Below are 17,801 nucleotides of genomic sequence, written 5' to 3' on the forward strand. Positions count from 1 at the left end.
AAATCGGTGGAGGCCCGTGGAATTCTCCACGGGCCTCCACCGATTTCGCTCACTTCCCCGGAGTTCCACGTTCCACAAGGTCTCACTGCCCCAAGGGCTGCCGTCGGGGCACGGTGAGGTGATATCCCGCGTCCAGCAGCCGTGGCAGATAGTCGCGCAGCGCCTTCACGCTCTGCGAGCGGTCGCCGCCCGCGTCGTGCCCGAGGACCACGACACCCGGGGCGGCGCCCTTGATGACCCGGCGCTTGATGGTGCGTACGCCCGGCGTCGTCCAGTCGAGTGTGTCGACGGTCCAGGCGAGCGGCTCCATGCCCAGTTCGGCGCCGATCTGGAAGGTGGCCCGGTTCCAGGCCCCGTACGGCGCACGGAACCAGCCGGGCCGCTCGCCGTACGCCTCCCGGATGACGTCGCTGGTGCGCTCCATCTGGGAGCGGATCGCGGACCTGCTCAGCTCGGTCAGGAGCGGATGGGACCAGGTGTGGTTGCCGACGACGTGCCCCTCGTCGGACATCCGGCGCAGCATGTCCTTGTTGTCGGCGTCGGCGACCATCTCGCCGCACACGAAGAACATGGCGCGCACGTCGTGGGCCTTGAGGACCCGCAGGATGTCCGGGGTGTAGCGGGGGTCGGGGCCGTCGTCGAAGGTCAGCACCATGGTTCGGCCGCGTCCTGACACCCGCAGGAACGGCTCGTGCCGTACGAGGGTGCGCGCGGGCGTGCCGTGGGCCGGGCCGTATCCGGCGATGGGCTGAAGCCGGTAGGCGGAGGGCCTGCGGGCCGCTCGGTTCGCCTGGGCTCCGGCGGCGGGAGCGGGAGGGGAAGAGGCGGAGGACCGGACCGGGGGGCCCGCGTCACCGGTGAGCAACTGTACGGTGCCGGCCGCACCCGCCGCTCCCAGGACGGCGGCACCGGCGAGCAACGCCCGGCGCCGCGAGAGGAGCTGATCCTTATTCATGAGTAATCAGTCGCCCGGCGGTGGCGCACCCCCGCACATGTCCACCGGTGCGGGCGTACGAGAACACCCGTTGGGACCAGCCGAGGGGCGGCTCGCCGGTGACGCCTGGGGCCGTACGTCCTCGGGTGTGGCCTGCCGGGTTCCGGACGGCGGCCGGGTTCGCCGGATCCACCGGGTCCGATAGCCTCAGGCCGTGACGGAACAGCACTCCCACCAGTTCGAACGTGGCACCGACGGGCCCAAGGTCATCATGGTCGGTGTGGACGGCTCCGAGTCCTCACTGCGTGCGGCCTCCTACGCCGGGGGCCTGGCCCGGCGGCAGCGGGCGCTGCTGACCCTGGTGTACGTACAGCCGGTGATGGCGGCGGGTGCGGCGCTCGGGGTTCCGGTCGCCGATACGACCGACCAGATCGCCGAGGAGCTGGTCCGGGACATCCAGCTGGCGGCCGAGCAGGTCAAGGGCATATTCGATGTGCGCTGGGAGTTCCACACCTTCCGCGGCGACCCGTACAACGGACTCGTCTCGGCGGCCGACCAGCTGAAGGCGGACGCGGTCGTGGTGGGCGCCTCGGAGCAGGCGGGACACCGGATCGTCGGTTCCGTCGCGATTCGGCTGGTGAAGGCGGGCCGCTGGCCGGTGACGGTGGTTCCGTAGCCGGCGCGGGGCTCGGGCCGGTGGTGTTCTGCGGGTTGTCGTGGGCCGGCCGCGCGGCCGGCCCACGACAACCCGCACAGCATCACGAGCACCGCCGCCGTCTGCCGGGTGCGCGGTGTCGCCGCGGAGCGGTCACGTTCGGGCGAGCCGGAATGCGGAGGCGGAGCCTTCCGTCCCGGTTGACCGTTCGTCGTACCGTTCGTCGACGGGTTCGACCGTCTGCCGACGAGCCGTGTCGTGGCCCTGTCCCGGCGGGACGCCCTGGGTTGGCATACGGCCATGACGGCCGCCATCACCATGACCAGCAGGACGACCGCCGAGCACGAGCTGGCCGAATTGCAGCGGGAGCACGGAGCGCCGCTCTTCGCCCTGCTGCTGAGGCTCTCCGACGGAGACCGCCAGCGCGCCGAGGATCTGGTACAGGAGACATTCGTACGCGCCTGGCAGCATCCCGAGGCCCTGCGCGCCGACGACTTCGATTCCGTACGACCCTGGCTGCTGACCGTGGGCCGGCGGCTGGCCATCGACGCCCGCCGGGCCCGCCAGGCGCGGCCCGCCGAGGTCGGGGACGCCGTGCTGGAGAGCGCGCGGGTCTCGGCCGATCATGCCGAACGCTCCGTGGCGACCCTCGACGTGCGGGAGGCTGTGAAGACTCTCACTCCCGAGCACCGGGAAGTCCTGGTGCAGGTGTACTTCCGCGGGGCGAGTGTGGCGGAGGCCGCCGCGGCCCTGGGGATTCCGCCCGGTACCGTGAAGTCCCGCGCGTACTACGCGCTGCGCGCCCTGCGCCGGGTTCTTCCGGGATACGCGGCCGACCTGCGGTGAAACCGACGGTCAGGTCAAGCCTTCGCAAAGCGCCTTGCTGAGGATCATGGTTGAGCAATCAGCTGTCTTCATCCGTGTTCCTGACTGGGGCCCGGGTTCGGGCGACGCGCACGCACCGGAGGAAGGCAGGAAGGGATGCTCCACAGAGGTCACGAAAGCACGGACGGTACCGGCGGCGGCGAACTCACCGTCCCGATGGCCTGGTTGTACGCCGAGTACATCGCCGACGAACTGCTGCGGACCGGCGACCTGATGCCACCCACGTCCTTCGAGTTCCGCGCCGGGCGTGACGCCCTGGCGCTCACCATCTTCCTGTCGGACACGAGTGGCGAGCTCTCCGGCATCCGGGTGGTGACGCAGCTGGAGACGTGGCTGTCGCTGACGGCGTACGACCAGCCGTGGCAGGACTGGGTGCGGGACCGCATGGCCGACCTCACGGTCGAGGCCGTCGAGTCGGGCGCTCCGACGGCGGATCTGGATCTGGCGTCGGCTGCCTGGCGCTGGCTGGAGGAGACCGAGTTACTCGCGCCGGACCTGGACGCGGTGCCCGGCGGTGGTCCTGTCGTCGGGGAGGACGACGGCCCGAAGGTCTGGACCCCTGCCTGGCAGCTGGGGCTGCCGCTCGGACATCTGGCGATCCACCTGTTCTGATTCTCCGGCTGCTCCGATGTTTCCGGCCGATCCCGGCCGGAGTCCCGCGGCCGGCTTCTCCGACCTGTTTTTTCTTCGCACCTCGACCAATCCGCGGGCCCGACCGCTCCGAATCTCCTGGTTGGTTTCCGGGCGGGGCTTGAGTGATTCGGCGGTCTCCTGCGTACCGGTGGGCAAGCAGCTACTCCCCGCACACACCCCCATCGGCACGGCATGAGGATTTGGTATGAGGTCGCTGGAACGCCACCGCGACGTCGGCGCATACGCGCTAGGCGTGCTGGACGAGGCGGACGCCTTCCGCTTCGAGGACCACCTCATGGAGTGTCCCCAGTGTGCGGTTCAGATACATGAACTGTCCGCCACCACACGGTCGTTGCTGGCGTACGCCCAGGCGACGCCGCGTACGGTACACCCCATGACCCAGGCAGGACCCGGCCTGCTGGACCGGCTCCTGGACGATGTCGTCACGGCGCGCAGGAGCGGGCGCAGGCGCTGGCTGTTCGCGGTCGCCGCCGCCGTGGTCTTCGCCGTCGGCGGGCCCGCGATCGCGGTCGTCGCCGGGAACGACGGCTCCGAGGGCGGGACGGTCGCCGCGACCGACCCCTCGACCGGCGTGTGGGCGGAGGTCACGACCCTCGACCGGGGCTGGGGCAGCGAGATCGGCCTGAAGGTCAAGAACGCCTCCGTCGACCAGCCCTGCGAACTCGTGGCCATCGGCCGCGACGACTCGGAACAGGTCATCCTGAGCTGGACCGCGTCCAAGAAGGCGGCCTCGTCGCCTCCCGCCGGCATGCAGGGCGCGGCCGCGATGCATCCCTCCGACATCGTCCGGTACGAGGTGCGGACGACGGACGGAAAGCGCCTGGTGACGCTCAAGGCGTCCTGAGCCGTCCGTGGGTGCCTGACGCGACCGGCGAGGGCTACTTCAGGAACTTCGACATCCTGCGGTCCGCGAGGGGCTTGCCACCTGTCTGGCAGGTGGGGCAGTACTGGAGCGACGAATCGCTGAAGGAGACCTCGCGGACGGTGTCTCCGCAGACCGGACAGGGCTCGCCGGTCCGTCCGTGGACCCGCAGGCCGCTCTTCTTCTCGGACTTCAGCCGGCCCGCGTCCACTCCGTGGGAGCGCTCGACGGCCTCCGTGAGGGTGGTGCGCAGCGCCTCGTACAGTCGCCGTGTCTCCTGCGGAGTCAGGGCGGAGGCGAGTTTGAAGGGCGACATCTTCGCGGCGTGCAGGATCTCGTCGCTGTAGGCGTTCCCCACTCCCGCGAGCAGGCTCTGGTCACGCAGGGCGCCCTTGAGCTGTCTGCGCTCGCCCGCCAGGAGCCCGGCGAAGCGGGCCTCGTCGAAGTCGTCGGCCAGCGGGTCGGGGCCTAGGCGGGCCACACCGGGGACCTCCGCCGGGTCCCGTACGACGTACACCGCAAGACGCTTCTGGGTGCCGGCCTCGGTGAGGTCGAAGCCCGCGCCCGTCTCCAGGGCGACACGCATCGCGAGCGGGCCCTTGCCGGGGCGGGGAGGCCCGTCGGGCAGCCGGTCCTTCCAGTGGAGCCAGCCGGCCCTGGCCAGGTGCGTGACGAAGTGCGGCCCTTCGGCCGTGCGAAGGTCCAGGAATTTGCCGTGCCGGTGCACGGCGGTGACCTCGCGGCCTTCGAGGGCGGTGAGCGGCGGGTCGTACGTCTTCAGGACACTGATCGCCACGGGCAGCACACGGACGATCTCGCGGCCGACCAGGTGGTCGACCAGGAAGTCCTTCAACGCTTCGACCTCGGGCAGCTCCGGCATGCCTCCAGGGTGCCACCGCCGGCCCGCAGGGGGCGCGGGGAACCGTGCCATGTCGCGCCACGGAGTGCGGCAATATGTCCATAATCGTCTGCATCGGTTTCTGTCGCCGAGAGGGAGCGAGAGGGAAGGGAGCGCGCGACGTGGAGTGGTTCACCGCCTCCGAGTACTGGACGAGCCGGCTGGTCTTCCAGCGGGCGCTCGCCGTGGTCTATCTCGTCGCGTTCCTCGGCGCGGCTCTTCAGTTCCGCGCGCTGATCGGCGAACGCGGCATGCTGCCGGTGTCCCGGTACGTGGCCCGGGTGCCGTTCCGGCGGGCACCGAGCGTGTTCCACTTCCGCTGCTCCGACCGTTTCTTCGCGGCCTGGGCCTGGACCGGCTGTGCGGTGTCGCTGGCGCTCGTCGCGGGCCTGGACAACCAACTGCCGTTGTGGGGCGGCATGTTGCTCTGGCTCGTGCCCTGGGTGCTGTATCTGTCGATCGTGAACGTCGGGCAGACCTGGTACGGCTTCGGCTGGGAGTCCCTGCTCCTGGAGACCGGCTTCCTCGCGGTGTTCCTGGGCAACGACGAGATCGCGCCACCCGTCGTGGTGCTCTTCCTGCTGCGCTGGATCCTGTTCCGCGTGGAGTTCGGGGCCGGTCTGATCAAGATGCGCGGCGACGCCTGCTGGCGCGAGCTCACCTGTCTCGACTACCACCACGAGACCCAGCCGATGCCGGGCCCGCTGAGCTGGTTCTTCCACCACCTGCCGAAGCCGTTCCACCGGGCCGAGGTGGCCGCCAACCACGTCACCCAACTCGTCCTGCCCTTCCTGCTGTTCACCCCGCAGCCCGTCGCCACGGCCGCCGCCGCCCTGATGATCGTCACCCAGTTGTGGCTGGTCCTGTCCGGGAACTTCGCCTGGCTGAACTGGATCACGATCGTGCTCGCCGTGCCGGCCCTGGCACTTCCCGGCACGGCTCCGGACGCCGTCCCCGGCGCCCCGCTCTGGTACGAGATCGTGGTCCTCGCGGTCGCGGCGCTGCTCGTGTTCCTCAGCCACGGCCCGGTCCGCAACATGCTCTCCCGCCGCCAGTCCATGAACCGCTCCTTCGACCCGCTCCACCTGGTCAACACCTACGGGGCGTTCGGCAGCGTCAGCCGGACCCGGTACGAGGTGGTGGTCGAGGGCACGGCCGACCCGGCGCCCCGGAAGGACGAGGGGTGGCTGGAGTACGAGTTCAGGGGCAAGCCCGGCGATCTCCGGCGGTGGCCTCGCCAGTTCGCCCCCTACCACCTGCGGCTCGACTGGATGATGTGGTTCGCCGCGCTCTCCCCCGCCTACGCGGACCCCTGGTTCGGCGGTTTCGTGGAACGGCTCCTGGAGAACGACCGCGACACATTGCGCCTGTTGCGCCACTGCCCGTTCCCACCGGACGCCCCGCCCCGCTACGTCCGGGCCCGCCTCTACCGCTACCGGTACACGACCTGGCGGGAGCTGCGGACGACGGGCGCGTGCTGGGAACGGACGTACGTACGGGAGTACCTGCCGCCGACACGGCTGGACTCGCCGGCTCGGTGAGTCGGCGGCCATGGCGCGGGTCGGGTCCAGGTCGCGCGGTTCCCCGCGCCCCTGTGGGGGCGCGGGGAACTGCGCGAGCAACCACGACGCACCCGCAGCGCGCCCGCAGCCTCAAAAATGCCTCAGGCGCGCTTGAGGCGCAGCGTCACCAGTTCGAACGGGCGGAGTTTCAGGGTGAGGCGGTTGCCGTCGCGCTCCGGGGCGACCGCGTCGGCCAGCGGGCGTTCCAGCAGGTCCGTCACCGTGACGGCCTCGACGTCGAAGCCCGCCGTCAGCGTGGCCCGGCTGCGCCCGCCGCGCGACTCGTGGAAGCGGACGACCACGTCGCCGCTGTCGTCGTCGGCGAGCTTCACCGCGGTGACCACGACCGCGTCCTGCGCGACCGTCACCAGCGGGGCGACCTCCGAGGCCCCGCCGACGACCTTCCGCTCGGGCAGGTTGATCCGCCAGCCCTCGCGCACCGCGTCACCGATCGCGGCACCGGGCACCAGCGCGTGCCGGAAGCGGTGCACCCCCTGGTCGGTCTCGGGGTCGGGGAAGCGCGGGGCGCGCAGCAGCGAGACCCGGACCGTGGTGGTCGTACCGCCGTCACCGCGCACCGTACGCGTCACGTCGTGGCCGTACGTGGAGTCGTTGACGACCGCGACGCCCCAGCCGGGCTCCTCCAGGTGGACGAACCGGTGGTTGCAGGCCTCGAACTTGGCGGCCTCCCAGGACGTGTTGGTGTGCGTCGGCCGGAAGAAGTGCCCGAACTGCGTCTCCGACGCGTACCGCTCGGCATGCACGTCGAGCGGGAAGGACAGCTTGAGGAACTTCTCCGTCTCGTGCCAGTCGACCTCGGTGTCGATGTCGAGCCGCCACTCCCCCGGTGCGAGCGACAGCACCTGGGTGACCTTCGACGCTCCGAAGGTCCGTACGACCCGGACCGAGACGCCGTCCTCGCCGGGGGCGACCTCTTCGGCGTCGACCAGGTCGGTGACCGTGTTCCGGTAGAACTCGTCGACGTCCCAGGCGTCCCACATGTTGGGGAAGTCCGGGTGGATCTGGAGCAGGTTGGCGGCCTCGCCGGGTGCGAGGGTCTCGCGGTCCGCTGCGAGGTCGAACGCGGAGACCACGAGGCCGCGCTCGTCGATCTCGATCCGCAGCCGTCCGTTGTCGATCGTGTAGCCGCCGTCCGTGCGCGGCACGAGCGTGCACTCGCCGCCGACGGCCGGGGTCCTGGCGCCGCCGGCGGGCACCCCGTCGCGGGTGTGCGGCGCCGAGTTGAAGGTGAGGGGGGTCGTCCCGTCTCCGGCCAGCGCGCGCTGGGCGGCGCCGATGATGCCGGTCAGCTCCTCGGCGACCGTGTCGTACGTCTTCCGGGCCTCGCGGTGCACCCAGGCGATGGACGAGCCGGGCAGGATGTCGTGGAACTGGTGGAGCAGGACCGTCTTCCAGAGCCGGTCAAGGTCCTCGTGCGGGTACGGAACGCCGGCCCGGACCGCCGCGGTCGCCGCCCACAGCTCGGCCTCGCGCAGCAGGTGCTCGCTGCGGCGGTTGCCCTGCTTGGTCTTCGCCTGGCTGGTGAGGGTGGCGCGGTGCAGCTCCAGGTACAGCTCACCGACCCACACGGGCGCGTTCGGGTACTCGGCCTCCGCCTTCTCGAAGAACTTCTCCGGAGCCTCCCAGACCACGGTCGCCGAGCCTTCGAGGTCCCTCAGGCGGGCCGCCTTCGCGACCATCTCCCGGGTCGTGCCGCCGCCTCCGTCGCCCCAGCCGGTCGGGGCGAGGGAGTGCCGGGCGACGCCCTTGTCCTTGAAGTTGTTCGCCGCGTGGGCGATCTCGCTGCCCTTCATGGCGCAGTTGTACGTGTCCACGGGCGGGAAGTGCGTGAAGATCCGCGTGCCGTCGATGCCCTCCCACTGGAAGGTGTGGTGCGGGAACTTGTTGGTCTGCGACCATGAGATCTTCTGGGTGAGCAGCCACTTGGACCCGGCCGCCTTGATGATCTGCGGCAGTCCGGCGGCGAAGCCGAACGTGTCGGGCAGCCAGGCCTCGTCGTTGTCGACGCCGAACTCGTCGATGAAGAACCGCTTGCCGTGCACGAACTGCCGGGCCATCGCCTCGGAGCCGGGCATGTTGGTGTCCGACTCCACCCACATGCCGCCCGTGGGCACGAACCGCCCGTCGGCGACGGCCTTCTTCACCTTGGCCCACACCTCGGGCCGGTGCTCCTTCACCCAGGCCCACTGCTGGGCCTGCGACATGGCGAAGACGAAGTCGGGCTCGTCCTCCAGGAGGGCGGTCATGTTCGAGGTGGTTCTGGCGACCTTGCGTACGGTCTCGCGCAGCGGCCACAGCCACGCCGAGTCGATGTGCGCGTGGCCCACCGCGCTGATGCGGTGGGCGGAGGGGACGGCGGGAGCGGCCAGCACCTCTTCCAGGCGGGAGCGGGCCGCGCCCGCCGTGGCGCCCACGTCCTGGAGGTCCACGGCGTCCAGGGCCTTCTCCACGGCGCGCAGGATGTCCCAGCGGCGCGCGGACTCCACCGGCAGCTCGGCCATCAGCTCGCCGAGCACCTCCAGGTCGATGACGAGCTGCCACACCGTCTCGTCGAGGACGGCGAGGTCCATCCGCGCCAGTTTGTACTGCGGTTCGTCACCTGCCGTCTCCTTGTCGCCCAGCTGCGTGGGCTGGAAGGGGTGGTAGTCGAGGATGACGGGGTTGGAGGCGGCCTCGATGTGCAGGCGCACCTCCTCGCCGCCCTCGGCGGGCGCGCCGATCCGCACCCACTGGTTGCGCGGGTTGAGGCCCTTGACGGGCGTTCCGTCGGGACGGTAGACGAGGCCCTCGCACTGGAAGCCGGGCATGTTCTCGTCGAAGCCGAGGTCCAGGAGCGCCTCGACGGTCTTCCCGGCCCACTCCTTCGGCACGGTCCCCGTGACGCGGAACCAGCTGGTGCCCCAGGGAGCACCCCACCTGTCGCCGACCGCCACCGGAGACGGCGTGGCCGCCAGCCCCTCGGCGACGGGCACCGGCTCGCCCGGCGCGTTCCACACCGCCACTTCCAGTGGTACCGACTCGGGGTACACGGCGGGTCGTATGCGCTCGTCGAGCACGCGCTTGAGGCGGGCTTCGACCAGGCCGCGGTCGTCATGCATGTGGGGTGCTCCGTAACTCCGTTGTGCGGGTTGTTGCTGCGTACCGGCGGTTACCAGCGGTTACCGGTAGTCGGCGGTGGTTCTCGGTGGCCGGCGGTCACCAGGTGTGGGTGAGGGTCGCGGGGTCCGACGCGGTGTATAGCTCCCCCACGGCCCGCAGTTCGAACCGTGCCGTCCGCTCGTCTCCTTCCGGTGTCAGTCCTCCAACGTAGAAGGCCCGCTGAGCGGTTCCTCCGAGGAAGCGCCGGGTGCCGTCGGGCAGTACCCGGTGCAGTGTGTAGTGGCGTACGCCGCCACCGGGTGCCGCGCGCCACGCGAAGCGCAGGTCGCCTCCCGAGGCAGCGGTGATGCGCGCGGCGACGGGCCTCCGCGGGCAGTGGGCGGCCTGATCGCGTACGGCGAGTCCGCCGAGCCGCCACTTCACCGCGCCGCCGGCCCCGGTGAGCCGGACCCCGAGCGCGTGCACCGTGCCGCCCGTCGGCAGACCGGTCAGCCGTACGGCCGAGGTCTTCCAGTCGCTGCCGGTGGTGACCGGGAAGTACGTGTACGCGTACGGCTGCCCCGGGCCCGAAGGATCGGCGGTGGCGACGGCCAGTTCGACGCCCACGTCCCCCGAGTCGGCCCGGTGGGTCAGCTCGACGACCGTGTGCCGGCCGATCGGCAGGCGGGTCGCGTAGACGTCGAGGGTGGTGGGCGCGTCCAGGGCGCCATCGACCAGGACGCTGCTGCCGCCGTGCCACGCGTCGGCGAAGTCGAAGGTGACGGCGGGATGCCCGCCCGTGGTGCGGGTGACCCAGCGCCGGGACGGCAGCCGGTCCTGGAGACCGAGGTGGTTCCACGGGGCCGTCGACGTGACCTCGCCGTCCTCGTACCAGCGCAGGCCGTGCCCGGTGTTGAAGACGGATCCGAACGGCAGCCCGGTGACCGTGGAGCGGTCGGCGACGGAGACGGCGGGCGCGCGCCAGGTGTCGGCGGTGTCGGGCCGGGCCGGATCGAGCGAGCGCCCGCTCCAGAAGTGGTCGTCGGCGGCGTGGAAGTCGCCGGGCGTGCGCGCGGCGGGCAGGTGGTTGCGGGTCCACTCGGGCCGGTAGAAACCCACCGATGCGACGTGCGCCGAGCCACTGGGCACCATGGCGTCCCAGTTCACGGAGCGGTTCCAGCCGTTGGCCTCCACGTCGACGCCCGCCCACAACTCGTGGCGCTCGCGCCCGAGTTGTTCGGCGGCCGAGGCGGAGGAGGCGAGGCTGCCCGGCGACCAGCGGAAGTCCAGGAACATCGTGTCGGCGGCCTGGAAGAACACCCTGTTCTGGTTGTTGAGCGCGCCCTGCCAGCTCACCGAGCCGCTCACGGTCATGGCGTCGTACCAGGTGACCCGCAGGCCCTTCGCCGCGCTCAGCGCCTTGAGCTCGGTGAGGAAGCCGAGCATGTCGGTGGCGAGCGCCGCGTTCCCGCCGCCGGTCTCGGCGTTGACGAACCAGCCGTCGAAGCCGTAGGCCTCGGCGACCGCGACGAGCCGCTCGGCCAGCGGGTAGTGCCCCGCCGCGTCCTTCTGCACCAGGTCACGGGTCCACTGCAGCTGTCCGCCGAAGGCGGTGGGCGGCAGGAACACATTGCCGAGGACGGGCACGCCGTGCCGGTGCGCGGCGTCCACGACCGGCGCGTTCGGCGCGAGGATCAGTCCCTCGGCCGAGGAGCCGCCCCAGAAGACCAGCTCGTCGACGTAACTCCAGTGCGTGAGCGCGTAGTAGTCGGCGGTGGCCGCCCCTTGCGAGGGGTTGCTCGCGGTGGGGCCGAAGGAGACCAGCGACTGGATACGGGCCTGGCCCGCGCGGGCCGTCGTGTTCACCGGAGTCGGGGTGAACCGCTCGGCGAGCGGCACGGACGCCGTGTTGAAGGCCAGGTCGGTGTCGCCGGCGGCCGTCCACGCCTTCAGGCTGCGCCAGGTGATGCCCGCGCCCGGCGAGCCGGAGGGCAGCGAGTCCGGGTACCAGTAGGACGCGTACGGCGGGGATGCCGCGGCGGCGGCCTCGCCTCCGGCCGTCCCGGCGGCGGTCCCGGCAGTGGCGGGTGCGGCCGGGAGCACAGCGGCGGCGGCTCCGGTGCCGGTGACGAGCAGGACGGTGCGTCTGGTGGGGTGCACGAGCAAGTGCCTCCTTGTGGGAGTTCTTGTGGGAGTTCTTGTGGGGGGTTACGCGACCTGTTCGGGCGTGACGACTTCGGTGATGCGTCGTGCGGTCAGATGATCCGCGTCTCGCGCGCGGGACGCCAGGACGGTGGTCGGGCGGGCGCCGTCGGCCGTGAGCCGGAAGAACGCCTCGAACACCGGGCCCCCCGGGGCGCATACCGAGCGGCCGGCGGGGTCGTCGGGGACGACGAGCGCCGTGGTGCGGGCCTCGGGCGCGTACGTGTGCTCGCGGGCCGTGCGGGCCAGCGCACGCGCGCTGTCCTTGGGGCGGCGCTCGTTGGTCAGCAGGCCGAGCCCGTATTCGAGTTCGGGGAAGTCGGCGAGGTCGCGGGACACGTCGTGGGAGCACCACCAAGTGATGCCCCAGAGGTCGGGGCAGTCCAGGGCGTTGGTGACGGTCGCCTCGGTGAAGGCGGCGGCGTGCTCGGCGGGGACCAGCGGCGCCGGGGCGCCGACCTCCTGGAGCCAGACCGGGCGCGAAGGGTCGGCGGCCCAGGCCTTGCTGAGCTCGATCAGATACGCGGCGTGGTGTTCGGTCGCGACGCCGGTACGTCCGTGCCGCTGGGCCGTGCCGTTGAAGACCCAGGAGTGCACGGCGGTGACGGCCCCGCGCCGGGCGGCCTGGGCCGGGGTGAACGGCATGTCGTCCTGGTACCAGGCGGCGTCGTACTCCGCGTGCAGATGCAGCTTGCCGGGCGCGCCCTTCTCGCACGCCGCGAGCATCCGCTCCAGCCAGGCATCGACCAGGCCGGGTGCCGCCCGGTCGGGGTCCGGATGGGGGCCCGCCGAGAACTGGTTGACCTCGTTGCCCACGGTCATGCCGATGAAGTTGGGCCGGTCGGCGAGGGCTGCCGCGAGGGTCCGCAGGTACTCCGCCTGCCCTTCGACCACCTCGGGGTCGGTGAAGAGGTTCCGCCGGTGCCAGGTCTGCGTCCACGCGGGCAGGAAGTCGAAGCTCGACAAGTGCCCTTGCAGGCCGTCCACGTTCACGTCGAGGCCCCGTTCGGCGGCGGCGTCGGCGAGGGCGACGAGCTGCTCCACGGCGCGCGGGCGGATCAACGAGCGGTTCGGCTGGAAGTAGGGCCAGATCGGAAAGACCCTGATGTGGTCCAGGCCGAGTGCGGCGATCGAGTCGAGATCGGCGCGCACGGAGTCGAGGTCGAAGTCGAGCCAGTGATGGAACCACCCTTCGCTCGGGGTGTAGTTGACGCCGAAGCGCACGGCAGAAGGCATCCGGAAGTCCTGGTTCTGTGGTGCGTACGTGGGGGTGTGCGGGCTGCTCTCGCCGCTACGGGTGGTGCGCCGCTCCTCAAGGGCGCGCCGACAATCGGCCGCCGCTCTTCAGGGGCGCGGGGAACTGCGCGACCAGCCCCCGTCGACCCGCACCCGACGATCGTCTGATGCCCCTCGGGGACGCCGTCGCCGCGCATGGCTCGCGAGGCACTCGGCCGGTCACCGCGCGCGTGGTTGATGAGGCACGCGGCCGGTCGCCGCGGGCCTCACCCCTTCACCGCGCCCTCGCCGACCCCGCGGAAGAAGTACCGCTGGAGGCAGGCGAAGAGGGCGATCAGCGGCGCCACCGCGATGATCGTGCCCGCGGCGACGAGCCGTTCGTCGTTGGCGAAGGTGCCGTGCAGATAGTTGAGGCCGATGGTCAGGGTGAACTTGTCCGGGTCGCTGAGCACGATGAGCGGCCACAGGAAGTCGTCCCACGAGAACATGAAGGCGAAGATCGCGACGACGGCGAGGGTCCCCTTCACCGAGGGCAGCGCGATGCGCAGGAACCGCTGCCAGGTGTTCGCGCCGTCGACGTAGGCCGCCTCCTCGATCTCGTACGGGAGGTTGAGGAACGCGTTGCGCATCAGCAGCACGTTCATCGCGCCGATGCTGCCGGGCAGGAGGACTCCGACCAGGGTGTTGTTCAGGCCGAGCTCACGCATGGTCGTGAACTGGGCGATGATGATGCCCTCCACGGGCACGAGCATCGCGAGGATGAACACGAGCGTGGCCACCCTGCGCCCGCGGTAGCGCAGCCGGGCGAGCGCGTAGCCCGCGAGCGCCGCGCCGACACAGTTCGTCACGACGTTGGCGGCGGCGACCTTCAGCGAGTTGAGGGCGTAGTCCCACACGGGGATGGTCTCGGCCACGCGCTCGTAGTTGTGCAGGGTCGGGTCGCCGGGCAGGAACTTGGGCGGCGAGCTGAAGATGTCCTCGGTCGGCCCCTTCAGGGACGTCGAGAGCTGCCACACGAACGGCCCGACGGTCAGTGCCAGGACGGCGAGCAGCAGAAGGTAGCGCAGGGCCAGTTCCCAGGCCCGGACGTGCCGGCCGTGCTCATCGGTGACGCGCTTCCTGCGGCGGCGGGGCGCGTCCGGGGCGGGCGACGCCTCGGGGACCTTCTCGGCGACGCTCACGCGTCCTCCTTCCGGTCGGCGCGCAGCACGAGCAGCATCAGCGCGACGGTGACGACGAAGACGACGACGGAGATGGCGGACGCGTAGCCGACCCGGCCGGTCAGGCCCGTGCCGGTGCGCTGGACGAGCATCACGAGGGTGGTGTCCTCGCCCGCAGGGCCGCCGTTCGGGCCCGCCATCAGATACACCTCGGAGAACACCTTGAAGGCGGCGACCGAGGAGAGCGCGCCGACCAGCACCATCGTGGAGCGGACGGCGGGCACGGTGACCGTGAGAAAACGGCGGACTGTACCGGCGCCGTCCACGGCCGCGGCCTCGTGCAGTTCGCGCGGCACGTTGGCGAGGGCGGCCAGGTAAATGATCATGTAGTAGCCGAGGCCCTTCCAGACCGTGACGGCCATGGCGCTCAGCAGGAGCAGCCACTGGTCGCTCAGGAAGCCGACCCTGCCGACCCCGATCGCCTCCAGCAGCGAGTTCACCAGGCCGCGTTCGTCGAGCAGCCACACCCAGATGAGACCGACCACCACGATGGAGGCGACGACCGGGGTGTAGAAGGCCGACCGGAAGAACCCGATGCCGGGGATGTTCTTCTGGACCAGGAGCGCGAGCAGCAGGGGCAGCAGGACGAGCGCGGGGACCACCCCGAGGACGTACAGCGTGCTGTTGCGCAGGCCGATCCAGAACATCTCGTCGTGCAGCAGCTCCCGGAAGTTGGCCAGGCCCACGAACTCGCCGGGGACCAGGGTCCGGCGGTCGGTGAAGGAGTTGATCAGCGTGGAGACGAACGGGTAGAGGATGAAGATGCCGACGACCAGCAGCCCGGGAGCCGCGAACAGCCAGGGGCTGGTGGGCAGTTGGCGCCGCACCCGCGCAGGTACGGAGGTACTGGTACTGGTACTGGTACTGGTACTGGTACTGGAAGAGCTTGCCATGTCGGTCAGCCCTGCTGCTGGAGCAGGCGGTCACACGCCTTGACAGCGTTGTCGAGGGCTTCCTTGGGGCTCACCTTGCCCTGGAGTGCCTTGGCCACGTTGTTCTGCAGTTCGGTCTTCATCTGGTCGCTGAACAGCACCGGCGTGTAGTTGGCCGCGTTCTTCAGGGACTTGGCAGCGGCGATCCGTACGCGGGTCTCGTCCGTGCCGTCCTCCTTGGTGAAGTACGGGTCGTCGAGCGAACCGGCGGTGCTGGGGAAGATCGCGACCTTCTTGGCGAACGACATCTGGTTCTGCGCGTCGGTGACGAAGTGCGCGAAGGCGACCGCGGCGGGCTTCTTCTTGGTCTGGGCGTTCACCATCAGACCCATGACGTACATGTTGACCTTGCCGGTGCTGGTGATCTGGTCGGTGATGCCGATGTTCTTGTAGAGGTTCGGCGCCTGCTTCTTGAAGTTGCCGAGGTCCAGGGCGCTGCCCGGGTTCATGGCGACGGCCCCGGTGAGGAACTTCTTGCCGGACGACTCGGGCGTCGCGGTCAGCGCCTGCGGGTCGAGGGCCTTCGCGTCGTACAACTCCTTGTACTTAGTGAGGAGTTGTACGCCCTTGGCGTCGTTGAAGGCGAAGGCCGTGCCCTCCTTGTTCATCAGGTCGACGCCGTAGCGGCCGAAGTCCTCGATGCTGGGCACGTTCGCCAGGGTCGCGACCTTGCCGTCGCTCTTGTCCGCCAGTTCCAGGGCGTCGGCGAAGAGTTCGTCGTAGGTCTTCGGAGGCTTCGAGGCGTCCAGGCCCGCCTCCTTGAACAGCGACTTGTTGTAGAACAGCGGCCCGGTGTTCAGATACCAGGGGAAGGCGTACGTGCCGTCCATGCCCGGTATCTCGTGGCTGGCCCAGGCGTCCGGCAGGTACTCCTTCTTGTACTTCGCGGCGGCCTTGTCCAGGTCCAGCGCGAGCCCCGCCTTGGCGAGCGGGGCGGCGAGGTCGGGCGAGACGTTCACGACGTCGGGCAGGGTGCCGCCGGCCGCGTCCGCGCTGATCTTGTCGGCGTAGCCCTCGGCGGGCTGGTCGACCCACTTCACATGGGTGCCGGGGTACTTCTTCTCGAAGTCGGCGACCAGGCCCTCGAAGTACGGCTTGAAGTTGGCCCGCAGGTTCCAGGTCTGGAAGGTGATGTCGCCCTCGACCTTGCCGGAGGCGTCCGTGGAACCACTGTCGTCACCCCCCGAGCCGCAGGCGCTGAGCGGCAGGACCAGGGCGACGACAGCGGCGGCGAGTGCTCTGCGAGGCATGCGCACAGTGACCGGGCTCCTTTGCGAAGGGGTGGGTGGGTCAGTGGTGACGGGCAGACCTTGCATCCATCCCGGTGGCGAAGTCAATGGATTTCGCTACGCCAAATTCATCAGCTCGACATAACCCCAGGTCAGAGGCGCAAATTTCGCCTCTTGCGACAGATCACTAATGCGCTTTAGAGTGGTCCAGCTCAAGCGCATTAGTGCAGCGCATCAGTGCAGGTGTCCGCAAAGCCTCCACGGAGGTCCGTCCAGCAGGTCTTCAGTGAAATGGGGAGCAAGGTTGCCAGCCAAGCCCGCCAAGCGGTCTCCCGCGCGCCGGCCGACGATGAAGGACATCGCGCAGCGCGCCGGGGTCTCCGAGAGCGCGGTCTCCTTCGCGCTCAACGACCGGCCCGGGGTCTCCGAGATCACCCGGGACCGGGTGCGCCGGGTCGCCGAGCAGCTGGGCTGGCGGCCCAGCACGGCGGCGCGCCAACTGTCGGGCGAGGGCACGGCGACGGTCGGTCTCGTCCTGGCCAGGCCTGCGGACACGCTCGGCGTGGACTCGTTCTTCCTGCAGCTCGTCTCGGGCATCCAGGAGGTCCTGGCGGAGCGTCATCTCGGTCTGCTGTTCCAGGTGGTCGAGGACGTCGACGACGAGTGCGCGGTGTACCGGCGCTGGTGGGCGGAGCACCGCGTGGACGGAGTGCTGGCCGTCGACCCGCGCACGGACGACCCGCGCCCCGATCTGCTCGACGAGCTGGGGCTGCCGGCGGTGGTCATCGGCGGGGCTCCGGACGCCCGGCACCCCGGACAGTCCACGGTCTGGGCGGACGACGCGGGCGCGATGGCGTCCGTCGTGGGGCGGCTGCACGAGCTGGGGCACCGGCGGATCGTGCACATCGCAGGGCTGCCCGGCCTCGCGCACACCGAGCGGCGGATCCGTACGCTGCGCGCCGAGGCCGATCGGCGCGGGCTCGCGGAGGTGCGCTCGGTGACCACGGACTACTCCGACGCCCAGGGCGCGGCGGTCACGCGCCGCGTCCTGGAGGGTGGCATGCCGGAAGGGGGCGTGCCGCAGGACGGCGTGCCGGGGGATGGTGCACTGAAGGGCGGCGTGCTGGAGGGCGGTTCGCCACCGACCGCGCTGATCTACGACAACGACGTGATGGCCGTCGCCGGAGTCGCCGCCGCGACGGAGCTGGGCTTCTCGGTGCCGGGCGACGTGTCGATCGTCGCCTGGGAGGACTCGGCACTGTGCCGCATGGTCAAGCCGTGGCTGTCGGCGCTGTCCCGCGACACGGTGGAGTTCGGGCGGACCGCGGCGAAGGAGTTGACGTCGTTGCTGGACGGCGGGCCCGCGCGGGCGGTGGGGGTGCCGGTGCCGCGGCTGATCGAGCGGGAGAGCACGGGGCCCTGCGGGGCTTGAG

15 protein-coding genes are annotated in these 17,801 nt (G+C 70.5%); 7 read left to right on the forward strand and 8 right to left on the reverse strand.

Annotated features, from left to right (window positions below; genetic code table 11):
- Positions 1-82 precede the first annotated feature (82 nt).
- The gene (locus AOK01_RS07610) at positions 83-955 is read right to left on the reverse strand and encodes a polysaccharide deacetylase family protein (RefSeq protein ID WP_055509787.1); all 873 of its coding nucleotides are present in this window, start codon (positions 953-955) and stop codon (positions 83-85) included.
- Between AOK01_RS07610 and AOK01_RS43410 the strand changes: the two genes are divergently transcribed.
- The 5 genes from AOK01_RS43410 (at position 954) to AOK01_RS07630 (ending at position 3,972) form a co-directional block, all read left to right on the forward strand.
- Positions 954-1,139: a hypothetical protein gene (locus AOK01_RS43410; RefSeq protein WP_157871210.1), complete on the forward strand. Its 186-nt coding sequence runs from the start codon at positions 954-956 to the stop codon at positions 1,137-1,139. The genes AOK01_RS07610 and AOK01_RS43410 overlap by 2 nt on opposite strands.
- A 9-nt stretch (positions 1,140-1,148) precedes the next feature.
- On the forward strand, positions 1,149-1,610 hold the full coding sequence (locus AOK01_RS07615) for a universal stress protein (RefSeq protein ID WP_055509789.1): 462 nt from the start codon (positions 1,149-1,151) through the stop codon (positions 1,608-1,610).
- A 279-nt stretch (positions 1,611-1,889) separates the two neighbouring features.
- Positions 1,890-2,435, forward strand: coding sequence for a sigma-70 family RNA polymerase sigma factor (locus tag AOK01_RS07620; RefSeq protein WP_055509810.1), 546 nt, complete (start codon positions 1,890-1,892; stop codon positions 2,433-2,435).
- Positions 2,436-2,570: 135 nt separating this feature from the next.
- Entirely contained in the window at positions 2,571-3,086 is a 516-nt protein-coding gene (locus AOK01_RS07625; protein WP_055509791.1) for a hypothetical protein, read from the forward strand.
- Positions 3,087-3,312: 226 nt separating this feature from the next.
- Positions 3,313-3,972: an anti-sigma factor family protein gene (locus AOK01_RS07630; RefSeq protein ID WP_055509793.1), complete on the forward strand. Its 660-nt coding sequence runs from the start codon at positions 3,313-3,315 to the stop codon at positions 3,970-3,972.
- A gap of 34 nt (positions 3,973-4,006) precedes the next feature.
- Here the strand turns inward: AOK01_RS07630 and AOK01_RS07635 are convergent, their stop codons facing one another.
- On the reverse strand, positions 4,007-4,870 hold the full coding sequence (locus AOK01_RS07635) for an Fpg/Nei family DNA glycosylase (RefSeq protein WP_055509795.1): 864 nt from the start codon (positions 4,868-4,870) through the stop codon (positions 4,007-4,009).
- 140 nt (positions 4,871-5,010) lie between these two features.
- On the opposite strand from AOK01_RS07635, the gene AOK01_RS07640 reads away from it, so the two are divergent.
- Positions 5,011-6,429 (forward strand): lipase maturation factor family protein, encoded by a 1,419-nt coding sequence (locus tag AOK01_RS07640; protein ID WP_055509797.1) that lies wholly within the window; start codon positions 5,011-5,013, stop codon positions 6,427-6,429.
- A 122-nt stretch (positions 6,430-6,551) separates the two neighbouring features.
- Here the strand turns inward: AOK01_RS07640 and AOK01_RS07645 are convergent, their stop codons facing one another.
- The 6 genes from AOK01_RS07645 to AOK01_RS07670 all read right to left on the reverse strand — a co-directional run bounded on the left by AOK01_RS07645 (position 6,552) and on the right by AOK01_RS07670 (position 16,389).
- The gene (locus AOK01_RS07645) at positions 6,552-9,569 is read right to left on the reverse strand and encodes an alpha-mannosidase (RefSeq protein WP_055509799.1); all 3,018 of its coding nucleotides are present in this window, start codon (positions 9,567-9,569) and stop codon (positions 6,552-6,554) included.
- Positions 9,570-9,666: 97 nt separating this feature from the next.
- Positions 9,667-11,709, reverse strand: a complete 2,043-nt coding sequence (locus AOK01_RS07650) for an endo-beta-N-acetylglucosaminidase (RefSeq protein ID WP_055509812.1) — start codon at positions 11,707-11,709, stop codon at positions 9,667-9,669.
- A 48-nt stretch (positions 11,710-11,757) separates the two neighbouring features.
- Positions 11,758-12,987 (reverse strand): glycoside hydrolase 5 family protein, encoded by a 1,230-nt coding sequence (locus tag AOK01_RS07655; RefSeq protein WP_107099759.1) that lies wholly within the window; start codon positions 12,985-12,987, stop codon positions 11,758-11,760.
- Between the two features lie 266 nt (positions 12,988-13,253).
- A complete protein-coding gene (locus AOK01_RS07660) occupies positions 13,254-14,168 on the reverse strand; it encodes a carbohydrate ABC transporter permease (protein WP_055509803.1) in 915 nt (304 codons plus the stop codon).
- The gene (locus AOK01_RS07665) at positions 14,165-15,100 is read right to left on the reverse strand and encodes a carbohydrate ABC transporter permease (RefSeq protein WP_055509804.1); all 936 of its coding nucleotides are present in this window, start codon (positions 15,098-15,100) and stop codon (positions 14,165-14,167) included. The genes AOK01_RS07660 and AOK01_RS07665 overlap by 4 nt, the downstream gene beginning before the upstream one ends.
- 5 nt (positions 15,101-15,105) lie before the next feature.
- Positions 15,106-16,389, reverse strand: a complete 1,284-nt coding sequence (locus AOK01_RS07670; RefSeq protein ID WP_079103240.1) for an ABC transporter substrate-binding protein — start codon at positions 16,387-16,389, stop codon at positions 15,106-15,108.
- Between the two features lie 328 nt (positions 16,390-16,717).
- On the opposite strand from AOK01_RS07670, the gene AOK01_RS07675 reads away from it, so the two are divergent.
- Complete coding sequence (locus tag AOK01_RS07675) at positions 16,718-17,800, forward strand: LacI family DNA-binding transcriptional regulator (RefSeq protein WP_055509808.1); 1,083 nt, start codon at positions 16,718-16,720, stop codon at positions 17,798-17,800.
- The last annotated feature ends 1 nt before the right edge of the window (position 17,801 follow it).

The sequence above is a fragment of the Streptomyces aurantiacus genome, from assembly GCF_001418335.1.
GTDB classification, from domain to species: Bacteria; Actinomycetota; Actinomycetes; order Streptomycetales; family Streptomycetaceae; genus Streptomyces; species Streptomyces aurantiacus.